This is a genomic window from Streptomyces sp. NBC_00285 (genome assembly GCF_036174265.1).
GTDB lineage: Bacteria > Actinomycetota > Actinomycetes > Streptomycetales > Streptomycetaceae > Streptomyces.
This window is the reverse complement of the sequence record NZ_CP108055.1, coordinates 1,887,334-1,911,770: the sequence shown is the minus strand read 5'-3', so window position 1 is coordinate 1,911,770 and position 24,437 is coordinate 1,887,334. Positions and strand designations below refer to the sequence as shown.

21 protein-coding genes and 2 riboswitches are annotated in these 24,437 nt (G+C 69.3%); of the genes, 14 read left to right on the top strand and 7 right to left on the bottom strand.

The window, feature by feature from the left end:
• Position 1 precedes the first annotated feature (1 nt).
• The 6 genes from OHT57_RS08715 (at position 2) to OHT57_RS08690 (ending at position 5,487) form a co-directional block, all read left to right on the top strand.
• A complete protein-coding gene (locus OHT57_RS08715) occupies positions 2–832 on the top strand; it encodes a DUF881 domain-containing protein (protein ID WP_328745500.1) in 831 nt (276 codons plus the stop codon).
• Between the two features lie 61 nt (positions 833–893).
• The gene (locus OHT57_RS08710) at positions 894–1,799 is read left to right on the top strand and encodes an FHA domain-containing protein (RefSeq protein WP_328745499.1); all 906 of its coding nucleotides are present in this window, start codon (positions 894–896) and stop codon (positions 1,797–1,799) included.
• A gap of 18 nt (positions 1,800–1,817) precedes the next feature.
• A complete protein-coding gene (gene ftsR / locus OHT57_RS08705; protein WP_328745498.1) occupies positions 1,818–2,555 on the top strand; it encodes a transcriptional regulator FtsR in 738 nt (245 codons plus the stop codon).
• A 77-nt stretch (positions 2,556–2,632) separates the two neighbouring features.
• Positions 2,633–3,106, top strand: coding sequence for a bifunctional nuclease family protein (locus OHT57_RS08700; RefSeq protein ID WP_004002801.1), 474 nt, complete (start codon positions 2,633–2,635; stop codon positions 3,104–3,106).
• Positions 3,107–3,369: 263 nt separating this feature from the next.
• Positions 3,370–4,053: a MerR family transcriptional regulator gene (locus OHT57_RS08695; RefSeq protein WP_328745497.1), complete on the top strand. Its 684-nt coding sequence runs from the start codon at positions 3,370–3,372 to the stop codon at positions 4,051–4,053.
• Between the two features lie 57 nt (positions 4,054–4,110).
• Positions 4,111–5,487 (top strand): DNA polymerase IV, encoded by a 1,377-nt coding sequence (locus OHT57_RS08690; protein ID WP_443053432.1) that lies wholly within the window; start codon positions 4,111–4,113, stop codon positions 5,485–5,487.
• A 17-nt stretch (positions 5,488–5,504) separates the two neighbouring features.
• Here OHT57_RS08690 and OHT57_RS08685 read toward each other — a convergent pair whose 3' ends face one another.
• Complete coding sequence (locus OHT57_RS08685) at positions 5,505–5,882, bottom strand: PRC-barrel domain-containing protein (RefSeq protein ID WP_328745496.1); 378 nt, start codon at positions 5,880–5,882, stop codon at positions 5,505–5,507.
• 123 nt (positions 5,883–6,005) lie between these two features.
• A riboswitch (glycine riboswitch) is annotated at positions 6,006–6,101 on the top strand.
• A riboswitch (glycine riboswitch) is annotated at positions 6,102–6,216 on the top strand. It begins immediately after the preceding riboswitch.
• 63 nt (positions 6,217–6,279) lie between these two features.
• Between OHT57_RS08685 and gcvP the strand changes: the two genes are divergently transcribed.
• Positions 6,280–9,165, top strand: a complete 2,886-nt coding sequence (gene gcvP, locus OHT57_RS08680; protein ID WP_328745495.1) for an aminomethyl-transferring glycine dehydrogenase — start codon at positions 6,280–6,282, stop codon at positions 9,163–9,165.
• A 57-nt stretch (positions 9,166–9,222) separates the two neighbouring features.
• On the opposite strand, the gene OHT57_RS08675 is transcribed toward gcvP, so the two are convergent.
• Positions 9,223–9,642 (bottom strand): TOBE domain-containing protein, encoded by a 420-nt coding sequence (locus OHT57_RS08675; protein WP_328745494.1) that lies wholly within the window; start codon positions 9,640–9,642, stop codon positions 9,223–9,225.
• A 941-nt stretch (positions 9,643–10,583) separates the two neighbouring features.
• Between OHT57_RS08675 and OHT57_RS08670 the strand changes: the two genes are divergently transcribed.
• The 4 genes from OHT57_RS08670 to OHT57_RS08655 all read left to right on the top strand — a co-directional run bounded on the left by OHT57_RS08670 (position 10,584) and on the right by OHT57_RS08655 (position 14,803).
• The gene (locus OHT57_RS08670) at positions 10,584–11,879 is read left to right on the top strand and encodes an extracellular solute-binding protein (protein ID WP_328745493.1); all 1,296 of its coding nucleotides are present in this window, start codon (positions 10,584–10,586) and stop codon (positions 11,877–11,879) included.
• Between the two features lie 6 nt (positions 11,880–11,885).
• Positions 11,886–12,884 carry a carbohydrate ABC transporter permease gene (locus OHT57_RS08665; RefSeq protein ID WP_328745492.1) on the top strand — a complete coding sequence of 333 codons (999 nt, stop codon included), beginning with the start codon at positions 11,886–11,888 and terminating at the stop codon, positions 12,882–12,884.
• 65 nt (positions 12,885–12,949) lie between these two features.
• Complete coding sequence (locus OHT57_RS08660; RefSeq protein ID WP_443053604.1) at positions 12,950–13,714, top strand: carbohydrate ABC transporter permease; 765 nt, start codon at positions 12,950–12,952, stop codon at positions 13,712–13,714.
• Between the two features lie 54 nt (positions 13,715–13,768).
• Complete coding sequence (locus OHT57_RS08655) at positions 13,769–14,803, top strand: endo-1,4-beta-xylanase (protein ID WP_328745490.1); 1,035 nt, start codon at positions 13,769–13,771, stop codon at positions 14,801–14,803.
• A gap of 6 nt (positions 14,804–14,809) precedes the next feature.
• On the opposite strand, the gene OHT57_RS08650 is transcribed toward OHT57_RS08655, so the two are convergent.
• The 3 genes from OHT57_RS08650 to OHT57_RS08640 form a co-directional block, all read right to left on the bottom strand.
• Positions 14,810–15,847: a LacI family DNA-binding transcriptional regulator gene (locus tag OHT57_RS08650; protein WP_328745489.1), complete on the bottom strand. Its 1,038-nt coding sequence runs from the start codon at positions 15,845–15,847 to the stop codon at positions 14,810–14,812.
• 180 nt (positions 15,848–16,027) lie between these two features.
• Positions 16,028–16,225 (bottom strand): DUF5999 family protein, encoded by a 198-nt coding sequence (locus OHT57_RS08645; protein ID WP_328745488.1) that lies wholly within the window; start codon positions 16,223–16,225, stop codon positions 16,028–16,030.
• A 378-nt stretch (positions 16,226–16,603) separates the two neighbouring features.
• Complete coding sequence (locus tag OHT57_RS08640; RefSeq protein ID WP_328745487.1) at positions 16,604–17,170, bottom strand: hypothetical protein; 567 nt, start codon at positions 17,168–17,170, stop codon at positions 16,604–16,606.
• A gap of 527 nt (positions 17,171–17,697) precedes the next feature.
• On the opposite strand from OHT57_RS08640, the gene OHT57_RS08635 reads away from it, so the two are divergent.
• Positions 17,698–19,215 (top strand): glutamate--cysteine ligase, encoded by a 1,518-nt coding sequence (locus tag OHT57_RS08635; RefSeq protein WP_328745486.1) that lies wholly within the window; start codon positions 17,698–17,700, stop codon positions 19,213–19,215.
• 54 nt (positions 19,216–19,269) lie between these two features.
• Here the strand turns inward: OHT57_RS08635 and OHT57_RS08630 are convergent, their stop codons facing one another.
• On the bottom strand, positions 19,270–21,078 hold the full coding sequence (locus tag OHT57_RS08630) for a substrate-binding and VWA domain-containing protein (RefSeq protein ID WP_328745485.1): 1,809 nt from the start codon (positions 21,076–21,078) through the stop codon (positions 19,270–19,272).
• A 209-nt stretch (positions 21,079–21,287) separates the two neighbouring features.
• Between OHT57_RS08630 and OHT57_RS08625 the strand changes: the two genes are divergently transcribed.
• Positions 21,288–22,088 carry a CPBP family intramembrane glutamic endopeptidase gene (locus OHT57_RS08625; RefSeq protein ID WP_328745484.1) on the top strand — a complete coding sequence of 267 codons (801 nt, stop codon included), beginning with the start codon at positions 21,288–21,290 and terminating at the stop codon, positions 22,086–22,088.
• A gap of 7 nt (positions 22,089–22,095) precedes the next feature.
• Here OHT57_RS08625 and OHT57_RS08620 read toward each other — a convergent pair whose 3' ends face one another.
• Positions 22,096–22,911, bottom strand: a complete 816-nt coding sequence (locus OHT57_RS08620) for a PhzF family phenazine biosynthesis protein (protein ID WP_328745483.1) — start codon at positions 22,909–22,911, stop codon at positions 22,096–22,098.
• Positions 22,912–23,499: 588 nt separating this feature from the next.
• Between OHT57_RS08620 and OHT57_RS08615 the strand changes: the two genes are divergently transcribed.
• Entirely contained in the window at positions 23,500–24,393 is an 894-nt protein-coding gene (locus OHT57_RS08615; protein WP_328745482.1) for an alpha/beta hydrolase, read from the top strand.
• The last annotated feature ends 44 nt before the right edge of the window (positions 24,394–24,437 follow it).

Here is a 24,437-nt window from a genome sequence, read left to right as displayed (position 1 = left end):
GATGAGCGAGCAGGACGAGCCGCCCGGCAACAGGCTGCGCAAGGAACTGCCCGAGGAACTTCCGGCGAGGCCGCCCGAGGTGACGGACGCGCCGGTGGTGGAGCCGCGGCTCACCGGCCGTCAGCGGCTGGTGCAGGGGTTGTGGCCGCCGCGTGTGACGCGCGCCCAACTCATCGTCGCCGTCCTGCTGTTCGGCCTCGGTTTCGGCCTCGCCGTCCAGGTGGCGTCGAACAGCGACAGCGACAGCGCGCTGCGCGGGGCGCGGCAAGAGGATCTCGTACGCATCCTGGATGAACTGGACGACCGTACTCAGCGTCTTGAAGACGAGAAGCAGGGTCTCGAGAAGCAGCGGGACGAGTTGGAGAACAGCTCCGACCAGGCCGAGGAGGCTCGCAAGCAGACGGTCGAGAAGGAGCGGCAACTCGGCATTCTCGCGGGCACCGTGGCCGCGCAGGGGCCGGGCATCACGATGACGATCGAGGACACCAAGGGGACGGTCGAGGCAGACATGCTGCTCGACGCGATCCAGGAGTTGCGGGCGGCCGGGGCGGAGGCGATCCAGGTGAACGGTGTGCGGGTCGTCGCGGGCACCTATCTGTCGGATTCCGACAAGAGAGTGAACGTCGACGGGAACAAGATCTCCACGCCGTTTCGTTTCAAGGTCATCGGCAATCCGCAGGACCTCGAACCGGCTCTCAACATTCCTGGAGGCGTGGTGCAGACTCTTGAGAAGGAGCAGGCCACCGTTACCGTCGAGCGGTCGGGCAAGATCGTCGTGGACGCCTTGCGAGCGGCGAAGCGGCCTGACTACGCTCGGTCGTCCTCCCGGTGAACCGGGGGTGCATGCGGCGCGTCGGGCCAGGGCATGAGGTTGCGGGGGGTCGGCGCACCGAATGGGTGGTGCGTGGTGGAAACTGTCTGGTGGAAACGGACGTTGTGAGGGTGTCCGGGTCGACCGGTGTGTTCAATCAGGGTTCGTCCTGCCCCACGGGCGGGTCTGTTTCGGTCAAGGGGAATCGCCCGTGAAGTTGTTTGCGAAGTTGTTCGGCAAGAGTGCGCGAGAGGGCAGCGACAACGCGACCGCTCGTCATCGCGCACAGCCCGACTCAGAGGGTGAGCGCCCGCTGTTCCGGGATCAGCTCGGTGGCCCGGGCAGTGACGTTCCCGGAGGTCAGGGCGTGCCGTCTGTTGACCCTGCCCAGTCCGGCGACATAGGTTTCGGGCAGCCGTCAACCTCAAGTACGGGTGGAGGGTTTTCCCCTATGTCGGCCCAGGTGTGTACGAGGTGCGGTAACCGCAACGCGGAGAACAGCCGCTTCTGCTCCAACTGCGGCGCCCCGCTGCGAGCCGGGGCCGTACCCGAGCGTCCCTCGGAGACGACCTCCACCATCTCCATCTCCGGGCTCGAGGCGTACGACGCCGAGGTCACCGGGCAGACGCAGATGCCGGCCCTGTCGCCGGAGGCGCAGGCGGCCGTCGACGCGTTGCCGCTGGGCTCCGCGCTGCTGGTGGTGCGTCGCGGGCCGAACTCGGGCAGCCGCTTCCTGTTGGACGGCGAGCTGACCACGGCCGGCCGGCATCCGCAGAGCGACATCTTCCTCGACGACGTCACCGTCTCGCGTCGGCATGTGGAGTTCCGTCGCGGCCAGGACGGCGCGTTCACCGTGTCCGACGTGGGCAGTCTCAACGGCACGTACGTCAACCGTGAGCGGATCGACTCGGTCGCTCTGAACAACGGCGACGAGGTGCAGATCGGCAAGTACCGGCTGGTGTTCTACGCGAGCCAGCGGGGCTACTGACCCTCCCAGGGAAGGTCCATGCTTCAAACACCGAGCGGCGGTGCGGGATACGGCACCGCCGCCACGGACAGTGGGCTGATGAGTATCGGCACGGTGCTGAACGTGCTGCGCGACGAGTTTCCCGAAGTCACGATCTCCAAGATCCGTTTCCTGGAGTCCGAGGGGCTCATCGAGCCGCAGCGGACCCCCTCCGGGTATCGCAAGTTCAGCGACCGGGACCTCCAGCGGCTCGGTCACGTCCTGAGGATGCAGCGGGACCACTATCTGCCGCTCAAGGTGATCCGTGAGCACCTGGACGCCATGGAGCGCGGCGAGGCCGCGGCGCTGCCCACGGTGGGCCGTCAGCGCGACGGAGAAACGGTCCTGGAGGTCTCCGAGGGACCCACCGCGGCGCGGATCGGCAGGGCCGAGCTGCTCGCCGCCGCCGAGATCGGCGAGTCGGAGCTGGCGGAGTGGGAGTCGTACGGGCTCATCACCGCGCTGCCGGACGGGGCGTACGACGCCGAGGTGGTCACGGTCGCCGCGCTCGTCGCCGAACTCGGGCGGTTCGGGATCGAGCCGCGGCATCTGAGGGCGATGAAGGCCGCCGCCGAACGCGAGGCTGGGCTCGTGGAGCAGGTGGTGGCCCCGCTGAAGCGCCACCGCAACCCGCAGACCCGCGCACACGCGGAAGCCCGTGCGAAGGAACTCGCCGGCCTCACGGTGAAGCTGCATGCGGCACTCGTGCAGACCGCGCTCGGTGTACGACTGCCCTGAGGGCGGCTGGTGCAGGAACTGTCACCCGTTTCCTGCCCGACTACCCAAACGTCCCGGGCACGGCCTAGGGTTGCTGTGTGAACGAGCTCGATGTCGTAGGTGTCCGGGTCGAAATGCCCTCCAACCAACCGATCGTGCTCCTGCGTGAAGTGGGAGGCGACCGCTACCTTCCCATCTGGATCGGGCCCGGGGAGGCGACTGCGATCGCCTTCGCGCAGCAGGGCATGGCCCCCGCACGACCGCTGACCCACGACCTGTTCAAGGACGTGCTGGAGGCGGTCGGCCAGGAGCTCACCGAAGTGCGCATCACGGACCTTCGTGAGGGCGTCTTCTACGCGGAGCTGGTCTTCGCCAGCGGGGTCGAGGTGAGCGCGCGGCCGTCCGACGCCATAGCGCTGGCCCTGCGCACCGGGACGCCCATCTACGGCAGCGACGGAGTACTCGACGACGCCGGCATCGCGATTCCGGACGAGCAGGAGGACGAGGTGGAGAAGTTCCGCGAGTTCCTCGACCAGATCTCCCCCGAGGACTTCGGCACCAGCAGCCAGTGAGACAGAGTCAGCCGACCCGGCGGATCAGTGGTCCGTGAGAGGTCGGCTGTGTCCGGTCGTCACCAAAATGCTGGCATTTGCCACCGGCGTGTGAGAGCGTCCTGCGGCCCGTTCGGAGCACATTCGGCTAGCCTTTCCCCGCGGTTGGATACGGGAAACCACTCCTAGGGTGATTATCACTCGGCGTGCCGAGTGTGGCGATCGTTGACGCACCCCTGGTGACTGCCTACCGTCGAGAAGGCAGGTCAAGGACGGAGGTCGGCGTGAGAAGCAGCGGCGACGGTACGGCTGGGGGTGCCCCCGGACGGAGTCTCGGGGCAAGCGGTCCGTACCCTCCCCCAAGCTCTCAACTTCGGTCGAGTTGGGCAGACCCCCAGCACGGCAGTGCGGCCGAGCACGTTCCGCAGCGAACGGCGGCCGTGCCGAGCAGCGGAGGGGCGACGTCCATGGCGTCCGAGCAGATCGGCTATCGCGGCCCTACGGCCTGCGCGGCGGCCGGCATCACCTACCGGCAGCTCGACTACTGGGCGCGCACCGGGCTCGTCGAGCCGAGCGTGCGGCCCGCCCACGGGTCGGGGACACAGCGGCTCTACAGCTTTCGGGACGTCGTCGTCCTGAAGATCGTCAAGCGGTTCCTCGACACCGGCGTGTCCCTGCAGAACATCCGCACCACGGTCCAGCACCTGCGGGAGCGGGGCTTCCAGGACCTGGAGCGCATGACGCTCATGAGCGACGGTGCCACGGTCTACGAGTGCACCTCGCCGGACGAGGTCCACGCGCTGCTCCAGGGCGGTCAGGGAATCTTCGGGATCGCCGTGGGTGTCGTGTGGCGTGACGTCGAGAGCGCCCTGTCCCAACTGCACGGAGAGCGCATCGACACCGGGGAGACCCTGGTGGGACACAACCCCGCAGACGAGTTGGCGCGGCGGCGCAACCGGGCGGTCTGAGGCCCGTACCGCCCTTCGGGGCGGGCATTGTCAGTGGCGTAGGGCAGCATCGGACCTGTGAGAAAAGCGCCCACGATCCTGCATCTCGACATGGATGCCTTCTACGCCTCGGCGGAGCAGGCGTCCAAGCCGAGTCTGCGCGGGAAGGCCGTCGTCGTGGGCGGTCTGGGGCCGCGGGGCGTGGTGGCGACCGCGTCGTACGAGGCCCGGGTGTTCGGCGTGAACTCGGCGATGCCCACGGCCCAGGCCAGACGGCTCGCGCCGAACGCCGCCTATCTCGTGCCCCGCTTCGACCTCTACCGGTCGATCAGCGAGCAGGTGATGGGGCTGCTGAGGGAGCTGTCTCCGCTGGTGGAGCCCCTGAGCCTGGACGAGGCCTTCGTGGACCTGGAGGCCGGGGGCACGGCTTGGGACGACCGGTCGGCGCGCCTGGCCGGGGCGAAGCTGCGGGCCGACATACGGGCCGGCACAGGATTGACGGGGTCAGTGGGACTCGCCGCGTCCAAGATGCTCGCGAAGATCGCCTCCGAGCAGGCCAAGCCGGACGGGCTGGTGGTGATCGAACCGGGTACCGAGCGCGCGCTGCTCGGGCCGATGCCGGTGCGGACGCTGCCGGGGGTGGGGCCGGCGACGGGAGACCACCTGCGGCGGGCCGGCATCCATACGGTCGACGAGATCGTGGAGGCGGGGGAGGACGAGCTGGTACGGCTGCTGGGCAAGGCGCACGGGCACGGGTTGTACGCGATGGCGCTGGCCCGGGACGAGCGGCCCGTGGTGGCGGAGCGTGAGACGAAGTCGGTGTCGGTGGAGGACACGTACGACGTGGACATCCATGACCGTGTCCGGGTGGGGCTGGAGGTGCAGCGGCTGGCCGACCGGTGTGTGCGGCGGCTGCGGGGGGCCGGGCTGTCGGGGCGCACCATCGTGCTGAAGGTGCGGCGGTACGACTTCTCGACGCTGACGCGGTCCGAGACCCTGAGGGGGCCCACGGACGATCCCACGGTGGTCCGGGAGGCCGCCCTGCGCTTGCTGGAGGGCGTGGACTCCACGGGGGGTGTGCGGTTGCTGGGGGTGGGCGTGAGCGGGCTGGCCGACTTCACCCAGGAGGACTTGTTCGCTCAGGCCATGGAGGAGCGAGGAGAGCACACCGTCGAGGAGGCGGCTGATGACACCCCTGTGGAGGAGCGTGACGTGGCGGTCGGGCGGAGGTGGGTCGCCGGTCACGATGTGCGGCATGCCGAGTTCGGGCACGGGTGGGTGCAGGGGAGCGGGCTGGGGAGGGTGACCGTGCGGTTCGAGACGCCGGATTCGGAACCGGGGCGGGTGCGGACGTTCCGGGTCGAGGATCCTGCGTTGGAGGTGGCGGAGCCGTTGCCGTTGGTGGAGGCGGCCGGTCCCCATCGGATCACCCGTGACGGGTTCGTCGGTGGGTGAGTGGGCCGGAGGCTCCCTCAGGCCTCGGCTTCCTCCGTGCCCGCAAGCTTGCCGAAGTCCCGGTCCGGGAACGGGGGCGGCGGGGCCGTGTCGAGGCCGTAGTGGTGGTAGAGCTGGAGTTCCTGGTCGGGGGAGAGGTGCCGGCCCACGCCGAAGTCGGGGGCTTCCTTGATGAGGGCGCGGTCGAAGGGGATGTGCAGGGTGCCTTCGATCACTTCGCTCGGTCCCAGGGGGACGAAGGCGTCCCTGGAGAAGAGGCCGGTGCGTATGGCTGCCCACTCGGGCATGCCGGTCGCGTCGTCCAGGTAGACCTCGTCGATACTGCCGATCTTGGTGCCATTGCGGTCGAACGCCTTGCGGCCGATCAGGTTGCGCGGATCGATGTCGGTCTGCACGGGCCCTCCACTTGGTCGCACCTCATCCGAAGCGGTCGTAAGCACTACGAAAGAGCACATTGGGGTGTGCGGCCACTCGAAAGCTCGGGCGTTGACCTCGCTGGTACTGTTGCAGGCGGCTGTCGACACCGTGCGGGAGAGTCCTCCAGACATCATCGGAGGCGCCGAAGGAGCAAATCCTCCCCAGAATCTCTCAGGCTCACGTACCGCACGGGCGAGGTCACTCTGGAAAGCAGGGCGGGTGTCGACGGCTTCCGCTCTCACCGACGGTGAAAGCCGGTCGCTCTCGGGCGGCCTGGTGAAGCTCTCAGGTTGAGATGACAGAGGGGGAGGCCGTCGGGGTACCCGTGCCGGGGTGTACCCCTCGAAGGTCGTGTCAGACCAGGAGGCCTCCGCAATGACCGCCCATCGCATTCCGCTCTCCGCCCTCGAGCAGGGAATCCCCTTCGAGCAGCGTCACATCGGCCCCGACCACGGGGCTCAGGCCAAGATGCTCGCCCAGGTCGGCTACGGCTCGCTGGACGAACTCACCGCCGCCGCGGTGCCGGATGTGATCAAGAACGCCGATGCCCTGGAGCTTCCCGGAGCGCGTACCGAGGCCGAGGTGCTGGCCGAGCTGCGGTCGCTGGCCGACCGGAACCAGGTGCTCGACTCCATGATCGGGCTCGGGTACCACGGCACCTTCACTCCGCCTGTCATCCTGCGCAACGTCATGGAGAACCCGGCCTGGTACACGGCTTACACGCCCTATCAGCCGGAGATCTCGCAGGGACGGCTTGAGGCCCTGCTCAACTTCCAGACCATGGTCGCAGACCTCACCGGGCTGCCCACCTCCGGTGCCTCGCTGCTCGACGAGGGGACAGCGGCGGCCGAGGCCCTGGCGCTGTCCCTCCGGATGGGGAAGAACAAGAAGGGGATCTTCCTCGTCGACGCCGACGCGTTGCCGCAGACCATCGCAGTGATCCGGACCCGCGCCGAGCCGACCGGCGTCGAGGTCGTCGTCGCCGACCTCAGCGACGGGATCCCGGCCGAGCTCGCCGAGCGGGAGATCAACGGCGTGCTCGTCCAGTACCCCGGCGCCTCCGGGGCCGTACGCGACATCAAGGCGGTCGTCGACCAGGCTCATGAGCTCGGCGCGCTCGTGACCGTCGCCGCCGATCTGCTTGCGCTGACCCTGCTGAAGTCGCCCGGCGAGCTCGGGGCGGACATCGCGGTTGGGACCACACAGCGTTTCGGTGTGCCGATGGGGTTCGGCGGTCCGCACGCCGGATACATGGCCGTGCGGGAGAAGTTCGCGCGGAGCCTGCCCGGGCGGCTCGTGGGCGTGTCCGTGGACGCCGACGGGAACAAGGCCTACCGGCTCGCGCTCCAGACGCGTGAGCAGCACATCCGCCGGGAGAAGGCGACCAGCAACATCTGCACGGCCCAGGTGCTGCTCGCGGTGATGGCCGGGATGTACGCCGTCTACCACGGGCCCGAGGGGCTCAGGGGCATCGCCCGCCGTACGCACCGCTACGCGAACATCCTCGCCGCGGGCCTCACGGCCGGTGGGGTCGAGGTCGTGCACGGCTCCTACTTCGACACGCTGACCGTGCGCGTGCCCGCGAAGGCCGCCGAAGTCGTCTCCGCGGCGCGGCACAACGGCGTCAACGTCCATCTCGTCGACGCCGACCATGTGTCCATCGCCTGCGACGAGACCACCGCGCGGGCTCAACTCGCCGCCGTGTGGGGCGCGTTCGGGGTCGAGGCCGACATTGAGGCACTGGACGCGGCCACTGAGGAGGCACTGCCGGACGCGTTGCTGCGCGCCGACGACTTCCTCGCCCATCCCGTCTTCCACCAGTACCGCTCCGAGACCGCGATGCTGCGCTACCTGCGCCGGCTGGCCGACCGCGACTACGCGCTCGACCGCGGCATGATCCCGCTGGGCTCCTGCACCATGAAGCTCAACGCGACCACCGAGATGGAACCGGTCACCTGGCCCGAGTTCGGGCAGCTGCACCCCTTCGCCCCCATCGAGCAGGCGCAGGGTTATCTGACGCTGATCCGGGAGCTGGAGGAGCGGCTCGCCGAGGTCACCGGGTACGACAACGTGTCGCTTCAGCCCAACGCCGGTTCACAGGGCGAGCTGGCCGGGCTGCTCGCCGTACGCGGGTATCACCGGGCCAACGGTGACGAGCAGCGGACCGTGTGTCTCATCCCGTCGTCGGCGCACGGCACGAATGCCGCGAGTGCCGTCATGGCCGGGATGAAGGTCGTCGTCGTGAAGACCGCCGAGGACGGCGAGATCGACGTCGAGGACCTGCGGGCGAAGATCGAGCAGCACCGCACCGAGCTGGCCGTGCTGATGATCACGTATCCCTCGACGCACGGGGTCTTCGAGGAGCACGTCGCCGAGATCTGTGCGCAGGTGCACGAGGCAGGCGGGCAGGTGTACGTCGACGGGGCCAATCTCAACGCGCTGGTGGGGCTGGCCAAGCCGGGGCACTTCGGCGGCGACGTCTCGCACCTGAACCTGCACAAGACCTTCTGCATCCCGCACGGCGGCGGCGGACCGGGCGTGGGTCCGGTCGGAGTTCGGGCGCACCTGGCGCCGTATCTGCCGAACCACCCGATGCAGCCCGCGGCGGGCCCGGAGACCGGCGTCGGGCCGATCTCGGCCGCGCCCTGGGGTTCCGCGGGGATCCTGCCGATCTCGTGGGCGTACGTGAGGCTCATGGGCGGTGAGGGACTCAAGCGGGCCACACAGGTGGCGGTGCTCTCCGCCAACTACATCGCCAAGCGGCTGGAGCCGCACTACCCCGTGCTCTACACCGGTCCTGGCGGGCTGGTCGCGCACGAGTGCATCATCGACCTGCGGCCGCTGACCAAGGCGACCGGGGTGAGCGTCGACGATGTGGCCAAGCGGCTCATCGACTACGGCTTCCACGCGCCGACCATGTCGTTCCCGGTGGCCGGGACGCTGATGATCGAGCCGACCGAGTCCGAGGACCTGATCGAACTCGATAGGTTCTGCGAGGCGATGATCGCCATTCGCGGGGAGATCGAGAAGGTCGGGGCCGGGGAATGGGCCGCCGACGACAACCCGCTGCGGAACGCTCCGCACACCGCCGGTGCGCTTGGCGGGGAGTGGGAGCACTCCTACACGCGCGAGGAAGCCGTGTTCCCGGCCGGGGTGTCGGTCGCGGACAAGTACTGGCCGCCGGTACGGCGGATCGACCAGGCCTTCGGCGACCGGAACCTCGTGTGCTCCTGCCCGCCGCTGGACGCGTACGAGGACTGATCTGAGGTGATGAGGGCCCCGTTTCGGCGGGGCCCTTTTCTTCACGCCGGGCCGGGGCTACTCCTTCGCCAGTGACACCTCGGTCGACTTGATGAGAGCGACCACCGGGGTGCCGACGGCCAGGGCGAGGTCGGTCGCGGCGTCCGCGGTGATCGCGGAGGTGAGCTCGCCCCCCTCGACGGCGATCTTCACGGTGGCCATGGCGGCGCCGGCGACCACGGCGGACACCGTGCCCGGGAGCTGGTTGCGGATGGACACGCCCCGGAGCGGGGCGGTGGCGAGGGAGACCTCCGTCGACTTCACCAGGGCGCGTACGGACGTGCCCCGGGTGAGGCCGAGTTCCTGGACGGCATCGAGGGTGATCGCGGCCGTGAGGTCCTGGCCGCCGTCGAGTCGGATCTTGACCGTCGCCATGGCCTCGCCCGGGGTGACGGTGGTGACGGTGCCGGGGAGCTGGTTGCGGATGCTCAGGGTCATGGGCATCAACTTAGAGTCGTATGCGTCGGATGTCTGGTATGCGCATGTCCGTCGGTGTGGACGCGAGGGTGGCGGGTGCGGTCGGGTTCCGCCTCGCGCGGGAGCTCCGAGGTGAAGCAGGCGCCGGCCTTGACGCCGTCGGGGTGTTCGGCGACGTTGGCGACGGGCGTGCGCGTTCCCGTTCCGTAAGGATCGCCAAGACGAGCGAATGTTTCGACTTGCCGGCGGATTTGCCGAGCCCGCCTTGGCCGGGATGGCCGGGATGACCTCGTGCACCGAGAGCGGATCGGCAACGCTACTGATCGGAAAAGGTAGTTGAGGTGGTCCCCGCCAGGACCAGGTCGAGAGTGGCCGGTTGGGCGGGTCCTCGGCCGGGGTGCCCGCAGAGTCGGTCCCCGTGCGGCCGCGTGTCGACCGGGTGGGTGGCCTGCGCCCAGGTGGCGTAGGGCCGCAGGTCGGTCCAACGCCCATGGAGGCGCGGCGACTTCCGTGTCGCAGGCGTTGCGTGATGCTGGATCTCGAAAGGATCCGATCGTGCGGCGGTCCTGAGGGTCCCGGGGAACTCCCCCGGTCGTTTCGATATCCGGCCCTGTTCGCCGCGGGTAATGGTCTGGGCCGGTACGGCACCCTTCGCCGACCGGCGTGGTCCATGCGGACCTTCTCGTGTCCTCCAACAGGCCGTGACGCATGTGGACTTCGCGCCGATGACGCCGCCAGAGCCGCTCCCGGAATCGACCGCTCCCTTCGTGCGGACGCGTCGGCCGAGGGTGCCGTGGCCTTCGCCTGGTTCAACTGCTCAACATTCCCTGTGCGCAAGGGGTTGCCACCGTTTGGTAGCTGTCTCTAGGGTGCGGCAGCAGCGAAGCTTTCTGGATTCATTCCGAAACTTTCGGACCTAGGACGGACAAGGACGGCTCCGTCCCGTACCCAAGGAGCGCATCATGGGCGACCCGGCACTGTCCCGCCGTGGATTTCTGGCGGCGTCCGCCGCGGCCGGTCTGGGCATGACGGCACTGACCGGCTGTGGCGGAGACTCGCACGGAGGATCGTCCGACGGGACGACCACGGTGGAGTGGTGGAACATCTCCACCACCCAGCCGGCGAAGGGTGTCTGGGCGGGCCTCGCCAAGAAGTTCGAGGCCGCGAACCCCAAGGTCAAGATAAAGATCGTCCAGCTGGAGAACGACGCCTACAAGTCGAAGATGACGGCGCTCACCGCCTCCGGGAAGCTTCCCGACATCTTCCACACCTGGGGCGGCGGCGTCCTCAAGCAGCAGGTCGACGCGGGGCTCGTGGAGGATCTGACCGACAGGACCAAGCCATGGGCCGACGGTCTGCTGAAGGTCACCAAGGAGCCGTACATCCTCGACGACAAGGTCTACGGCATTCCGTTCGACATGGGCATGATCGGCTTCTGGTACAACAAGAAGCTCTTCAAGCAGGCCGGCGTCAGTGAACCCCCCACCACCTGGGGCGGCTTCCTGGAGGCCGTGAGCAAGCTGAAGTCGAAGAACATCACGCCCATCGCCCTCGCCGGCAAGGAGAAGTGGCCCGGCATGTACTACTGGGCCTACCTCGCGATGCGCACCGCCGGCATCGACGCCCTCCAGAAGGCCAGCGAGGACAAGGACTTCACCGGCGCCGGATTCGTCCAGGCCGGCCGGCACCTCAAGGAACTCGTGGACCTGCAGCCCTTCCAGAAGGGCTTCCTCAACGCCGCCTACTCCACCCCCACCGGCCAGGCGGCCGCCGTCGGCAACGGCAAGGCGGCCATGGAACTCATGGGCCAGTGGGCCCCGTCCGTGGAGGCCGACAGCGGCAAGGGCCTCGGGAACGACCTGGGCTTCTTCCCGTTCCCCGCGGTCGAGGGCGGCAAGGGCGCCCTCACCGAGGTGTTCGGAGGCGGCGGCGGACACGCCCTGCGCCGGGGCGCCCCGCAGGCGGCCGTCGACTTCCTGAAGTTCTTCGCCTCCGAGGCCACCGAACTGGAACTGGTCAAGAAGACCAGCGTCCTTCCGGTGCTCCCGAACGCGGAGAAGGCCATGACCGACCCCAACCTCAAGCTCGTCCAGGGGCAGTTGAAGGCCGCCACCGGCTTCCAGCTCTACCTCGACCAGGCGTACGCCCCCGCCGTCGGCCAGGAGGTCAACGACAGCGTGGCCGCGCTCATCGCGGGCTCCAAGTCCCCCGAGCAGGTCACCCAGTCGATCACGAAGACGGCGAAGGAAGAGCAGTAGCCCGCGATGACCTCCACGTTCCTCGCAGACAAGCGGAGCGGTCCGGGCACCGATCTCCCGCCCCCGGAATCAGTCAGGGCCCGGGGGCGGGGCCGTCGGCGCGTACTGCACTGGCTCACCGCGGTCGCCTTCCAACTGCCCGCGCTGGTGCTGTTCATCGGCATGGTCCTGCTGCCGATGCTGTTCGCGCTCTACGCCGCGTTCTTCCGCTGGGGCGGCTTCGGCATGCCCTCCGACTACGTCGGCGGCGACAACTTCACGTCGCTGTTCGACAACCCGGTCTTCCTCGGCGACCTGTGGCGCTGTCTGGTCCTGGTCGTGCTCTCCCTCGTGTTCCAGCTGCCGTTCGCGCTCGCCATGGCCGTCCTGCTCAACCAGCGGATGCGCGGCCGGGCCGTCTACCGGATGCTGTTCTTCGCGCCCTACGTCCTGTCCGAGGCGATCACCGGCGTCCTGTTCAGCATGGTCTTCGCCCCGGACGACGGACTCGCCGACCACATTTTCGGCGCCGTGGGCCTCGACGGGGTGGGCGGGCTGTGGTTCGCCGACCCCTCGTACGTCATGGCGACACTGTTCCTGGTCATGATGTGGAAGTACTTCGGCTTCCACATGATGCTCTACCTGGCCGGACTCCAGTCGATCCCGAAGGAGTTGACCGAGGCCGCCCTCATCGACGGCGCCGGTGCCTGGCAGCGCTTCCGCAACGTCACCCTGCCGCTGCTCGCGCCCACCCTGCGCATCAGCGTCTTCCTGTCCGTCATCGGCTCGATCCAGCTCTTCGACCTGGTGTGGGTGGTCACCCAGGGCGGCCCCGACCACCATTCCGAGACCATGGCCGTGACCATGTTCCAGTACGGCTTCAAGCGCTACCAGGTCGGCTACGCCAGCGCGATCAGCGTGGTCATGTTCGGCATCTGCCTCGTCTTCGCCCTCGCCTACCAGCGGTTCGTGCTCCGCCGCGACCTCGAAGGGGCCACCACGACGATGAGGGGGGACGGCAAGTGACCGCCCGCAAGACCACCGCTCGGACCCTGCCCCTGCACGCGATCCTCGTCGCCGTCGGCGCGGTGATGGTCGTGCCCCTGGTGTACGCCGTCCTGTCCGGGTTCAAGTCCACCGACGAGCTCTCCAGCAACCCCTTCGGGCTGCCGAAGCACTGGCGGACCGGCAACTACACCGACATCCTCGGCGGCAGCGACTTCTGGCGGCTGCTCGGCAGCAGCACGCTGATCGCGGTCGGTACGACGGTGCTGGTGGTCGCCGCGTCCGCGCTGGCCGCGTTCTCCTTCGCGCGGTTCGCCTTCCGTGGCCGGGAGGCCCTGTTCACGCTCTTCACGATGGGGCTGATGTTCCCCTTCGCGGTGGCGGTGCTCCCACTGTTCCTGCTGCTGCGCTCGCTCGGACTGCTCGACAACCCGCTGGGCGTGATCCTGCCGCAGGCCGCCTTCGGGCTGCCGATGACGATCATCATCCTGCGGGCCTTCTTCCGGGAGATCCCCGGCGAGCTGGAGGAGGCGGCCACCCTCGACGGGTGCAGCCCCTTCGGCTTCTTCTGGCGCGTCCTGCTGCCGATGGCACGGCCCGCGCTCGGCACGGTCTCGGTGCTCGCCGTCGTCACCAGCTGGAACAACTTCATGCTGCCCCTGCTGGTGTTCACCGACAACACATGGTGGACGCTGCCCATCGGCGTGCAGCAGTTCCAGGGCCAGTACTCCGCGGAGTACGCCCGTGTCTTCGCCTATCTCGTCCTGGCGATGGTCCCCGCCCTCGCCTTCTACTCGGTCGCCGAGCGTCAGCTCGTCGGCGGCCTGACCGCCGGTGCCACGAAGGGCTGACCCCGGCGCGTCGAAAAGTACGGCTCACCCCGCCCGCACGTGAGGAGTCGCACCATGCGCACGAACCGTCTCAGACTCGCCGGAGTCCTGGCCGCAGTGGTGGTCGCCGCCGCCGCTCCCACCGCCCAGGCCCACGGCAAGCCCACCACCCTCGCCGACCTCGCCCAGCGCCACGGCCGCTACTTCGGCAGCGCCAGCGACAACCCCGAACTCGTCGACGGGCCGTACAAGAAGATCCTCGGCAGCGAGTTCGACCAGATCACGCCGGGCAACGGCATGAAGTGGTACGCCACCGAACCCCAGCAGGGCGTCTTCGACTGGACCAACGGCGACGAGATCGTGAACCTCGCCCGCGCGAACCACCAGAAGGTGCGCGGCCACACGCTCGTGTGGCACAGCCAGCTGCCCGGCTGGATCACCGCGCGCGAGTGGACGGCGGACGAGCTGAAGGCCGTACTGAAAAAGCACATTCAGACCGAGGTGCGGCACTACCGGGGCAAGGCCTTCGCCTGGGACGTCGTCAACGAGGCCTTCAACGAGGACGGCACCTACCGCGAGACCGTGTTCTACAAGACCCTCGGCCCCGGCTACATCGCCGACGCCCTGCGCTGGGCCCGGCAGGCCGACCCCAAGGTCAAGCTGTACCTCAACGACTACAACATCGAGGGCGTCGGCCCGAAGAGCGACGCCTACTACGCCCTGGCCAAGGAGCTGAAGGCGCAGGGCGTCCCGCTCGACGGCATCGGCCTCCAGGCCCACCTGGCACTTCAGTACGGCTATCCGACCACCCTGGACGACAACCTGCGCCGCTTCTCCAAGCTGGGTCTCGACACCGCGCTGACCGAGGTCGACATCCGGATGATCCTGCCCGCGACCGAGGAGAAACTGGCCCAGCAGGCCGAGTGGTACGCGGACCTGACCGACGCGTGCCTCGCGGTGCGCCGGTGCGTGGGCATCACCATCTGGGACTACACCGACAAGTACAGCTGGATACCGGCCTTCTTCGAGGGCCAGGGTGCCGCGCTGCCGTGGGACGAGCAGCTCGAGCCGAAGCCGGCGTACGCCGCGATCCGGGCGGCACTGAAGTAGCCGGGCTCATCGGGGGGTTGGTGGTGCGGTGCTCGACCGCACCACCAGTTCCGTGCCCAGCTCCACCCGCGGCGAGTCGGGGCGCTCGCCGCGGGCCAGTTCGAGGACCGTGCGGACGGCCAGCTTGCCCATGTCGGCGAGCGGCTGGCGCACGGTGGTCAGCGGGGGCGCCGACCAGCGGACCTCCGGAAGGTCGTCGAAACCCACCAGGCTCAGGTCCTCGGGAACCCGCAGGCCGCGCTGCCTGAGCGCCTCGATCGCACCGAGCGCCATCTGGTCGCTCGCCGCGAACACCGCGGTCGGCGGTTCGGGAAGGTCGAGGAGCTTCCCGCAGCCGGCGAAGCCGGACTCCGGGTGGAAGTCGCCGGGTACGACCAGCGACTCGTCGAGGGCGAGACCGGCGCCTTCCAGGGCGGCCCGGTAGCCGTCCAGGCGGGCCCGTGAGCACAGCAGCCGGGGCGGTCCGGCGATCAGGCCGATCCTGCGGTGGCCCAGCGACAGCAGGTGCTCGGTGGCCGCGAGCCCTCCCGACCAGTTGGCGGCGCCGATGGTGGGGGCGTCCAGGGCGGGCGAGCCTGCCGGGTCGACGACCACCAGCGGGACACCGAGGACACGCAGTTCGTCGTGGAGGACCGGCTCCAGGGCCGAGGTGACGAGGATGACTCCGTCGGAGGCGCGGGCGCGCAGGTTGCGCATCCACTCGCGGGCGTCCCCGGAACGGCCGTGGATCGCGGACACGACGGTTCCGACGCCCTCCGCGTGGGCGACCTCCTCGACACCCCGGATGATCTCCACGGCCCAGGGACTGTCGAGGTCGTTGAAGACCAGGTCGAGCAGGGCGGCGCGGGTGCCGTGGGCCGCGGGGCGCTTGCGGTAGCCGTGCTGCTGGAGCAGTTCCTCGACTCGGGCGCGGGTGCGCGGGGAGACGTCAGAGCGGCCGTTGACCACCCGGGACACCGTGGGCACCGAGACTCCGGCCTGCCGGGCGATCTCCGTGATGGTGACCCGGCCCCGGGGCTCGGCGCCAGCCTGGCCTGCTGTCACGTGCCCACCTCCACATCTCCCTGCCGAAACTTCCAGGAGTCTTCCGGAAAAGTGGGTTCATACACAAGGCGTCACAGGGAGTGATCACCCCCGGACATGCGTCGGGGCCGGTGCGCAGACAGTCGCTGCGAGCCGGCCCCTCAAGGTCTCCGGGCGATTCGGCGGGCCGCCCGGCGGTACTCAGGCCGCCGTGGCCGCCGCGAGCGGGCGGTGCGGGGCGATGACCCGGCCGTCAGGCAGGAGCTCACCGGTGTCCTCGAAGAGCAGAACGCCGTTGCACAGCAGGCTCCAGCCCTGTTCCGGGTGGTGCGCCACGAGGCGGGCGGATTCCCGGTCGGCGGAGTCGGCTGTGGGACACGGTGACTGGTGCTGGCACATTGGTGGGATCTTTCGCTGTGTTGTGGTCATGACGTCCCCCGTCGTGATTACTCAGTCTGAACCCAGTGTTGCTCTACGGGCGTCAATCCGCAGGTATTTCGCATCACCACTTCTTCACAGGTTGATGACGCCTCACCCGGCTGGACGGTTCATCCCAACTTCACTGTCCCTTTGGGTGGTTCGCAGTGGCCGAATAGGGCTAGTCCACCTGGGGTCAACCCCGCGTTCGGCTCGTACGAGCAATTATCCGCTCGTACGAGCAAATGGTTTTCTGTGAGATCCCTGCGGATTCTGTACGACCTTAATCCTGCCGCAAACACGTTCGTACCCCGCTACCCGGAATTCGGGGCGGGGTACGGGGACGTAGGTGTGTGGATCTCAGGCCGGTGAGCCGAGCAGGGGGGCCGGAGTCACCCGATGGGTCAGCACCGGGACCAGTTCGGCGGCCCGGTGCGGTCGGTGGGCGGCGATGCCCGGTGGGGCCGGTGCCAGCGGGACGAGCAGATCGGTGGCGGCGAGGCGACCCGTGGCGGCGTCGGCCGCGCAGTCGCCGTGCAGCCAGAGCGCGAGCATGTACAGGCCCGGGATCGACAGCAGCCGTGGCTGGTAGGGCTGCTGCATCACTTCGGCCTGGCGCAGCGCACGCTCGGTGGAGGCGATGTAGGGGCCCTCGAAGAAGTGCGAGAACGCCCAGCCGTCCGGGGTCAGCATGGTCTCGGCGGCGGCCACCGAGCGCTCGCCGCAGTGGATCAGGAAACGCCACCCGGTCAGCCGGGTGGCGTTGCCGTCCAGGACGTGTACGGGCAGTGGAAGTTCGGGTGTGACGGGTCCCTGGGCGCGCAGCAGGGAAGGGGTACGGGCCTCACGGACCGCGGTGGGCGAACCGAGTGCGGTGAGGACGGAGCGAAGTGCAGGCGCGGGAGCCGGGTGGACATGCAGCGGCATGGTGGGTCGCCTCTCATTCGACAGGCATGGTGGCGCGAGGGCGGGGGCGGACGGCGCTGTCAGCTCACGGGGTCAGAGAGGCGGGGGCCGGGGTCCGGTGGGGCGGCGCGCGGAGGAGGACTGCCGAGCGTCGCCTGACGGCAGGATCAAGGACCGCGGGTGCCCACCCTCTGCCTTGTTCGCGGAGTTTATACGACATGTGTTCAGACAGTGTTTCGTCTAGCCGCTTTCAGCGCACGAGGCAAGGGCTACTTCGGTCGGTGTTACGTGGGAATCATCCCGATTCCGAGTCTGTCCGGCGGCAGTGACCTCGGGAAATACCGGGAAAACGGTCGGCGCGTTCTCGTCGGAGTTTTTCACGAGTTCTTCGGGGCACTCGGAACTGCTGAGCGCTTCATGCCGAGTGAATGTGCCACCGGTCACATCCGACAGCCTAGCGGGCTCAAGGCCCTCGCGGGACGTTACCGATCGTTCCGGCTGGGCATCATCCCAGCTGACTCAATGACGCATCGAGGAGGGACCCGTCGATGGGGGAGAAGGTCGTGGCAGGCCAGTTCGACCTGGCTGATCGCCAGGGCTACCGCGACAAGCTCCGGAGGTGCCTGACGGGGCTGGAGCGGCTCCTGGCGGAGCAGCGGTTCGATCGGCCCAAGAATCTGATGGGGCTGGAGATCGAATTGAATCTCGTCGGCGCCGACGGTATGCCGAGAATGTTGAATGCGGAGGTACTCGAACGCATCGCGAGCCGAGATTTCCAAACAGAACTCGCCATGTTCAATCTGGAAGTCAACATAGCCCCACACCGGCTGGGCGGCAGGGTATTCGACCGACTCGCGGAGGAACTCCGCACATCGCTGGCATATGCCGACCGTAAAGCGGGCGAGCTCGACGCGGGAATCCTGATGATCGGCATTCTGCCGACGCTCGACCGGGACGACCTGGTTTCCTCCAACCTTTCCGACGTCGACCGCTACACCCTGCTCAACGACCAGATCGTGGCCGCGCGCGGTGAGGACTTCGTCCTCGACATCGACGGGGTGGAACGCCTCACCTGCACCTCGAAGTCCATCGCCCCGGAAGCCGCCTGCACGTCTGTGCAGCTGCACCTCCAGGTCACCCCGGGCCGGTTCGCCGACGTGTGGAACGCCGCGCAGGCGGTGGCCGGCGTGCAGATCGCCGTCGGCGCCAACTCACCCTTCCTGTTCGGCCGCGAGCTGTGGTGCGAGTCCCGGCCGCCGCTCTTCCAGCAGTCCACCGACACGCGCCCGCCCGAGCTCCAGGCCCAGGGCGTCCGGCCGCGCACCTGGTTCGGGGAACGCTGGATCTCCTCGGCGTACGACCTCTTCGAGGAGAACCTGCGCTACTACCCGGCGCTGCTGCCGATCTGCGACGAGGAGGAACCGCTGAAGGTCCTCGACGAGGGCGGCGTGCCCTCCCTCGCCGAACTCGTCCTGCACAACGGCACGGTGTACCGCTGGAACCGGCCGGTCTACGGCATCGCCGACGGCGTCCCGCACCTGCGCGTCGAGAACCGGGTGCTGCCCGCCGGACCCACCATCACGGACGTCATCGCCAACGCGGCCTTCTACTACGGCCTGGTCCGCGCCCTCGCCGAGGAGTCGCGGCCGGTGTGGACCCGGCTGCCCTTCGAGGCGGCGGCAGCCAACTTCGACGCGGCATGCCGGTACGGCATCGACGCCCGCCTCACCTGGCCCCGTCGCGGCCGGTACGGCGGCACCGTCGAGGTCGACGCGGTGAGCCTCGTACGCGACGAACTGCTGCCGCTGGCCGAAGCGGGCCTCGCGGCGTGGGGCGTGGAGCCCGCCGACCGGGACCTCTACCTCGGGGTGATCGAGGAGCGGTGCCGGCGACGGGCCAACGGGGCCTCCTGGCAGGCGGCGACGTTCCACCGCGCGCTGGAGGCGGGGTTCTCCCGGGACGCGGCGCTGGCGGCCACGACCCGGCGCTACGGCGAGCTGATGCATCAGGGGGACCCGGTGCACACCTGGCCGGTGGGCTCGCCGGAGCCGGTGCCGCTGGGGTGAGGCCGTCGCGTACCGCCGGTGTGGTGGATGGGCCGGGCCGGCGGAGTGCCGGGGTCAGCTCGTGCTGCTGCCCTGGGCGCCCGCCGCCACGATCGCCTTCAGGATCACCGCGTGGATCTGGGCGGGGTCGTTGACCTGCTGACCGGAGCCGCCTGTCGTCTCGGCGAGCTGTTCGGCCTCCGCGCGGTCGGCGTCGGGGCCCACCGCGATCACGATCAGGGGGACCGGCCGTCGGGGATCGGACAGTTTCTCCAACTCGGAGATCAACTTCCCGCGCGAGATGCTGCCGGGGTCCTGGTTCACGCCGTCGGTCAGCACGACCAGCGCGTTGAACTTCCCCTCGGCATAGGAGGACGCCGCCGCCCGGTACGCGGCGAGCGTGGTGTCGTACAGCCCCGTCGCGCCGCCCGGCACCGGCTCCAGGCCGCCGAACGCCGCCGACAGCCGCTCGCGCTGGGTGCCGCCCCCGTCCGCGCTGTCGCCCAGGCGTTCCGTCGGCACCAGGACCTTGTAGTCCTTGTCGCCGTCGAGCTTGGTGGAGAACTCCCACAGCCCGATCTCGTCCTCCTGGGTGAAGGTGGCGAGGGCCTGGAGGAGGGAAGCCCTGGTGACGTCCATCCGGGAGCGGCCGGTGCCCGGCACGGGCTCCGACATGGAGGAGGACGCGTCCACGACCGTCGTGATCCGCGCGCTCTGCACGGTGATCGTCCAGGTGCCCAGGGCCTCCTGGAGGGCCGTCGCCGAGGCGGGCTCGGGGGCCGCGTCCGTGTACGGCTGCGGCACCTTGCCGCCGGCCTTCGCGACCAGCGTGGCCGACACCTGGTCGTCGGACGTGCGGAATCCGTGGTCCGTCAGCAGCTGTTCCTGCGCGGGCTTGCGCAGATACGTCATGAACCGGATCGCCGCCCGGCTCTCGTCCGTGGTCAGCCGTGTCTCGTCGACCAGCGCGTAGGGGTAGTCGAGCCGCGGTGAACCGTCCGTGGGGTAGAAGAAGTCCAGACCCTTCCCCGAGTCGGCCGAGGAGTTGTACGCGTAGGAGGCCTGCTCGGACAGGACCAGCGCCTGGTTGCGCTTCGGGTTGCCCTGCTCGGTGCCGGAGGAGCCCCGCGGCAGGGTCTCCATGAGCTGCCCGTCGCTGTCGGAGATGCGCTGCGAGAGCGCCTTCATCATTGCCGCGGCCTGCGTCTGCCCGCCCTCGACCTTGCCGGCCGCGCCGCTGAGCCGGGTGAGGGCGAGCAGCCCGGTCGCGCTGCGCGCGGGGTCGGCGGCGCCCAGCTTGAGGGAGTCGTCCTGAAGGGTGGCGCCCGCCAAAGGGAGCCAGCCGTACGTCTTCTTCGGCCAGCCCAGCGCCTTCGCGGCGGTCGGCACCATCGCCATCCCTACCGGGCTGGAGGCCACGTTGCCGACGCGGGCCACCTTGGTGGCGCCGCCGTTCGCGGAGATCTGCTCCACCCACACGTCCGAGTCCGGCACCCACACCTGCGCGTCGGGAGCCTTGCCGGCCGCGAGGGTGTCCCTGACCTTGTACGACTCGCGCGCGGTCACCGTGATGTCGACGCAGCGCCCGTCGGAGGTGAGGTTCTCGTCTCGGGCGCGCTCCGCCGCGGTGCGCAGTGCCGGGGCCAGGTCGGGGGAAGCGGCGACCTTGATCTCCACGGCTTCGTCCCGGCAGGAGGAGCCGAAGGAAAGCAGGCCGCCCTGGACCGCGGCGGCCGTACCGCCGGCGACGGTCACGACGAGCACCGTCGCGATGGCCACCGTGCGGCGGCGCAGGCGAGGGCGGGGGTCGCGTGGCCGCGGGTCGGGTGGACGGGGGTCGCTGCCGCCCGCCCCATACTGATCGGGCAAGCTGTGACGTCCCATGACGGTGGTGCCCCTCCCTGTCGACTCCCCGTGCCTGGACAGCCGTATCGGGCAGGAAGGAGGGAGGTACGCCCCCGTACGGCGTCCGTCCCCCCGACGGCTTGTCGCGCACGATTTTCGTAATTTCTCACGATCTTCGTATGTTCTTTCGAAGGACCCTAGCGGGGTGGCGATGGGGATGAGACGGGATTACTCAACTGGAGGCAGGAGTGCAGGCGGAGGCAGGTGCGGTGGCCGATTCTTTTCCGCAGAAGGCGCTCTCACGGAGGTTCTTCCGTGACGAGACGCTGCTCGTGCTGGGGCTTTCGCTCGGTGCGAGCGGTGTGTCCGCACTGATCAGTTTTGTCGGATCGGTCACCAGACCAGGAGGCCTCAAGGACCAGGCGGCGACCCTCAACGCCTCGGCCGCGCCCGGCCGCCCCTGGCTGGATCTTGCCTGGCAGCTTTTCGGGATCACGTCGTCCCTGGTGCCCGTGCTGCTGGTCGCGCACCTCCTGCTGCGCGAGGGCGGGAGCCTGCGGACCCTCGGCTTCGACCGCACCCGGCCGGGGCCCGACCTCGCTCGCGGGGCCGGGATCGCGGCCGTCATCGGCAGCACCGGAATCGCCTTCTACCTGGCCGCACGCGGTCTCGGCTTCAACCTCACCGTGGTGCCCGAGGCGCTGCCCGACGTGTGGTGGAAGTACCCCGTGCTGATCCTCTCGGCGATGCAGAACGCGATCCTCGAAGAGGTGATCGTCGTCGGCTATCTGCTGCGCCGGCTGAACCAGTTGGGCTGGACCCCGGGCACCGCGCTGGTGGCCAGTTCCGTACTGCGCGGCAGCTACCACCTCTACCAGGGCGTCGGCGGCTTCATCGGCAACATGGTCATGGGCGTCGTCTTCGTCTACCTGTACCGGCGGTGGGGGCGGGTGGGTCCCCTGGTGGTGGCGCATTCCCTGCTCGACATCGGGGCGTTCGTGGGATACGCGCTGCTCGCGGGGAAGGTCGGCTGGCTGCCGACGGCGTGAGGGCCTTTCACCACGCCAGCAGCTCGCCCTCGATGACGGTGACCGCGCGGCCCGTCAACAGGGTTCGCTCGCCCCGGAGTTCGGTGTGGACCCGGCCGGAGCGGGGCGATGCCTGCAGTCCGGTGAGTGCCGTACGGCCGAGGCGCTCGGACCAGTACGGAGCCAGGGCGGTGTGCGCGCTGCCGGTGACCGGGTCCTCGTCGATGCCGACGTTCGGGAAGAAGCAGCGCGAGACGAAGTCGTAGCCCAGCGCCGGGTTCTCGGCGCGGGCGGTGGCGATGACGCCGCGCGCGGAGTGGGCGGTCAGCGCCTTGTGGTCGGGGTTCAGCGCGTGGACGGTCTTCTCGTCGACGAGTTCGAGCAGCAGGTCGCCGATGTTCGGGCCGGTGTCGAAGGCGGTGAGCGGCTCGGCGCCGAGCGCCTCGGAGACCCCCTCGGGCAGGTCGACCGGGGTCAGCGGGGCGGTCGGGAAGTCCAGGGTGATCGAGCCGTCCTCGCCCGGTGTCGCGGTGAGCACACCACTGCGGGTGGCGAACCGCACAGGGCCCTCGTGGGCGCCGGTGCTGTGCAGGACGTGAGCGGTGGCGAGCGTCGCGTGGCCGCACATGTTCACTTCGGTCGCGGGCGTGAACCAGCGCAACGCCCAGTCGGCGTCTCCGCCCGCGGGGAGCCGGTGGGCGAAGGCCGTCTCGGCGTGGTTGACCTCCAGGGCGATGTTCTGGAGCCGGTCGTCGTCCGGGAAGACGTCGTCCAGGAGCAGGACCCCCGCGGGGTTGCCGGCGAAGGGGCGGTCGGTGAAGGCGTCGACGATTCGGATGCGCATGGCAGCGACGGTACGGCCTGATCCTGACTCCGGAACAAGGCCAATCCCGGGGGGATGGACCTGCTTTCCGACGCATCGGGCGTCGGGCGCGAGGCGTCCGCGTCCCGGATCGGCACGGGTCGCGATGGCCCTCGGTCTGCGGACACCGACGTCCTGGTGAATCCGCACTCCGCGTCGCGGGGGAGGCGGCCGAAGGGTGCACCTGCCCCGAGAACCTGCCGACGGCGCCTACGGGCGTTCTGGAGCCGCTGACCGACGGCTGCTGGCCGTTGACCGCAGACGCCGACCGCCTGAGGCTTTTCGTCCCGTGTGAGGTCGGCGGTGTCGGCCGCGAGCGGAACGCGGCCGTCGTGGAACGGGAGCGCACCGCATCGGGGTGCCCACGTGGGCCGGGGTGCCCACGTGGGCCCGATCCGGGCGGGGGTCGTTCCGGGGGTTCGGTTGAGACCGAGGGCCCGCGGCGACGGTGGTCGGCCCCGCAGGAGAGGTGCTCACGACGGAGTGGCACCGCGCCCATTGCGCGACGAGTGGAGAGCGTTCATTATCAGGAAACCTGTTACTTTAACCTTGTACTGATAGGTGCCCCGCATGCCGCTCAGCCCCAGAATCAAGGCCAGAGGGATCCAGCTCCTGCTCGGCCGCGTGATGTCCCGCGTCCACAAGGACCTGCACTTCACCGATGTCCCGGCCCACACCGAGACCCTCCGGGTGGAGACCGGCGCCGGTCCGGTGACGTGCACCGTCTACCGCCCGCCGGCCACCACCGGCGACCCGGCCCCCGTGTACGTCAACTTCCACGGGGGCGGGTTCGTGATCGCCCGGCCCGAGCAGGACGACCACATCTGCCGCTACATAGCTGCCACGGCCGGCTGTGTCGTGATCAACGTTGACTACTCCGTCGCCCCGCAGCGGCAGTTCCCCGTCCCCGTCACCCAGGCCTACGACGTCACCGCGTGGGTCGTCGAGAACGGCGCCGCGGGCGGCTGGGACGGCTCACGCCTCGCCGTGGGCGGACACAGCGCCGGCGCCAGCCTGACCGCCGCGGTCTGCCGCCTGGCCAGGGAGCGCGGAACCTTTTCGCCCCGGCTCCAGATCCTCGACTCCGGGCCCTTCGACCAGGTCGCCGACCCGGCCACGAAGCGGTCCCTCATCGCCAAGCCGTTGCTCACCCCCACGCTCATGCGGATCTTCACGGCCGCCTACGTCCCCGATCCCGCCGACCGCGCCCACCCCCTCGTCTCGCCCGCCCTCGCCGACGACCTCACGGGACTGCCTCCCGCCCTGGTCGTCACCGCGGAGAACGACCGTCTGCGCGACGAGGGGGACGCCTACGCCAAGGCACTGGAGGCCGCCGGTGTCCCGGTCACCCATCGCACCTTCGAGGGTGTCGACCACTACTTCACCCACACGGGTCCGGCACCGGCTGGGAAGGAGGCCATCCATCTGATGGCCACCACCGTGCGCGCCGCCCTGAACGACTGACGCCGGCCGGGCGCTCGCCGGAGGGCCTTCCGTCACCTGCCCGA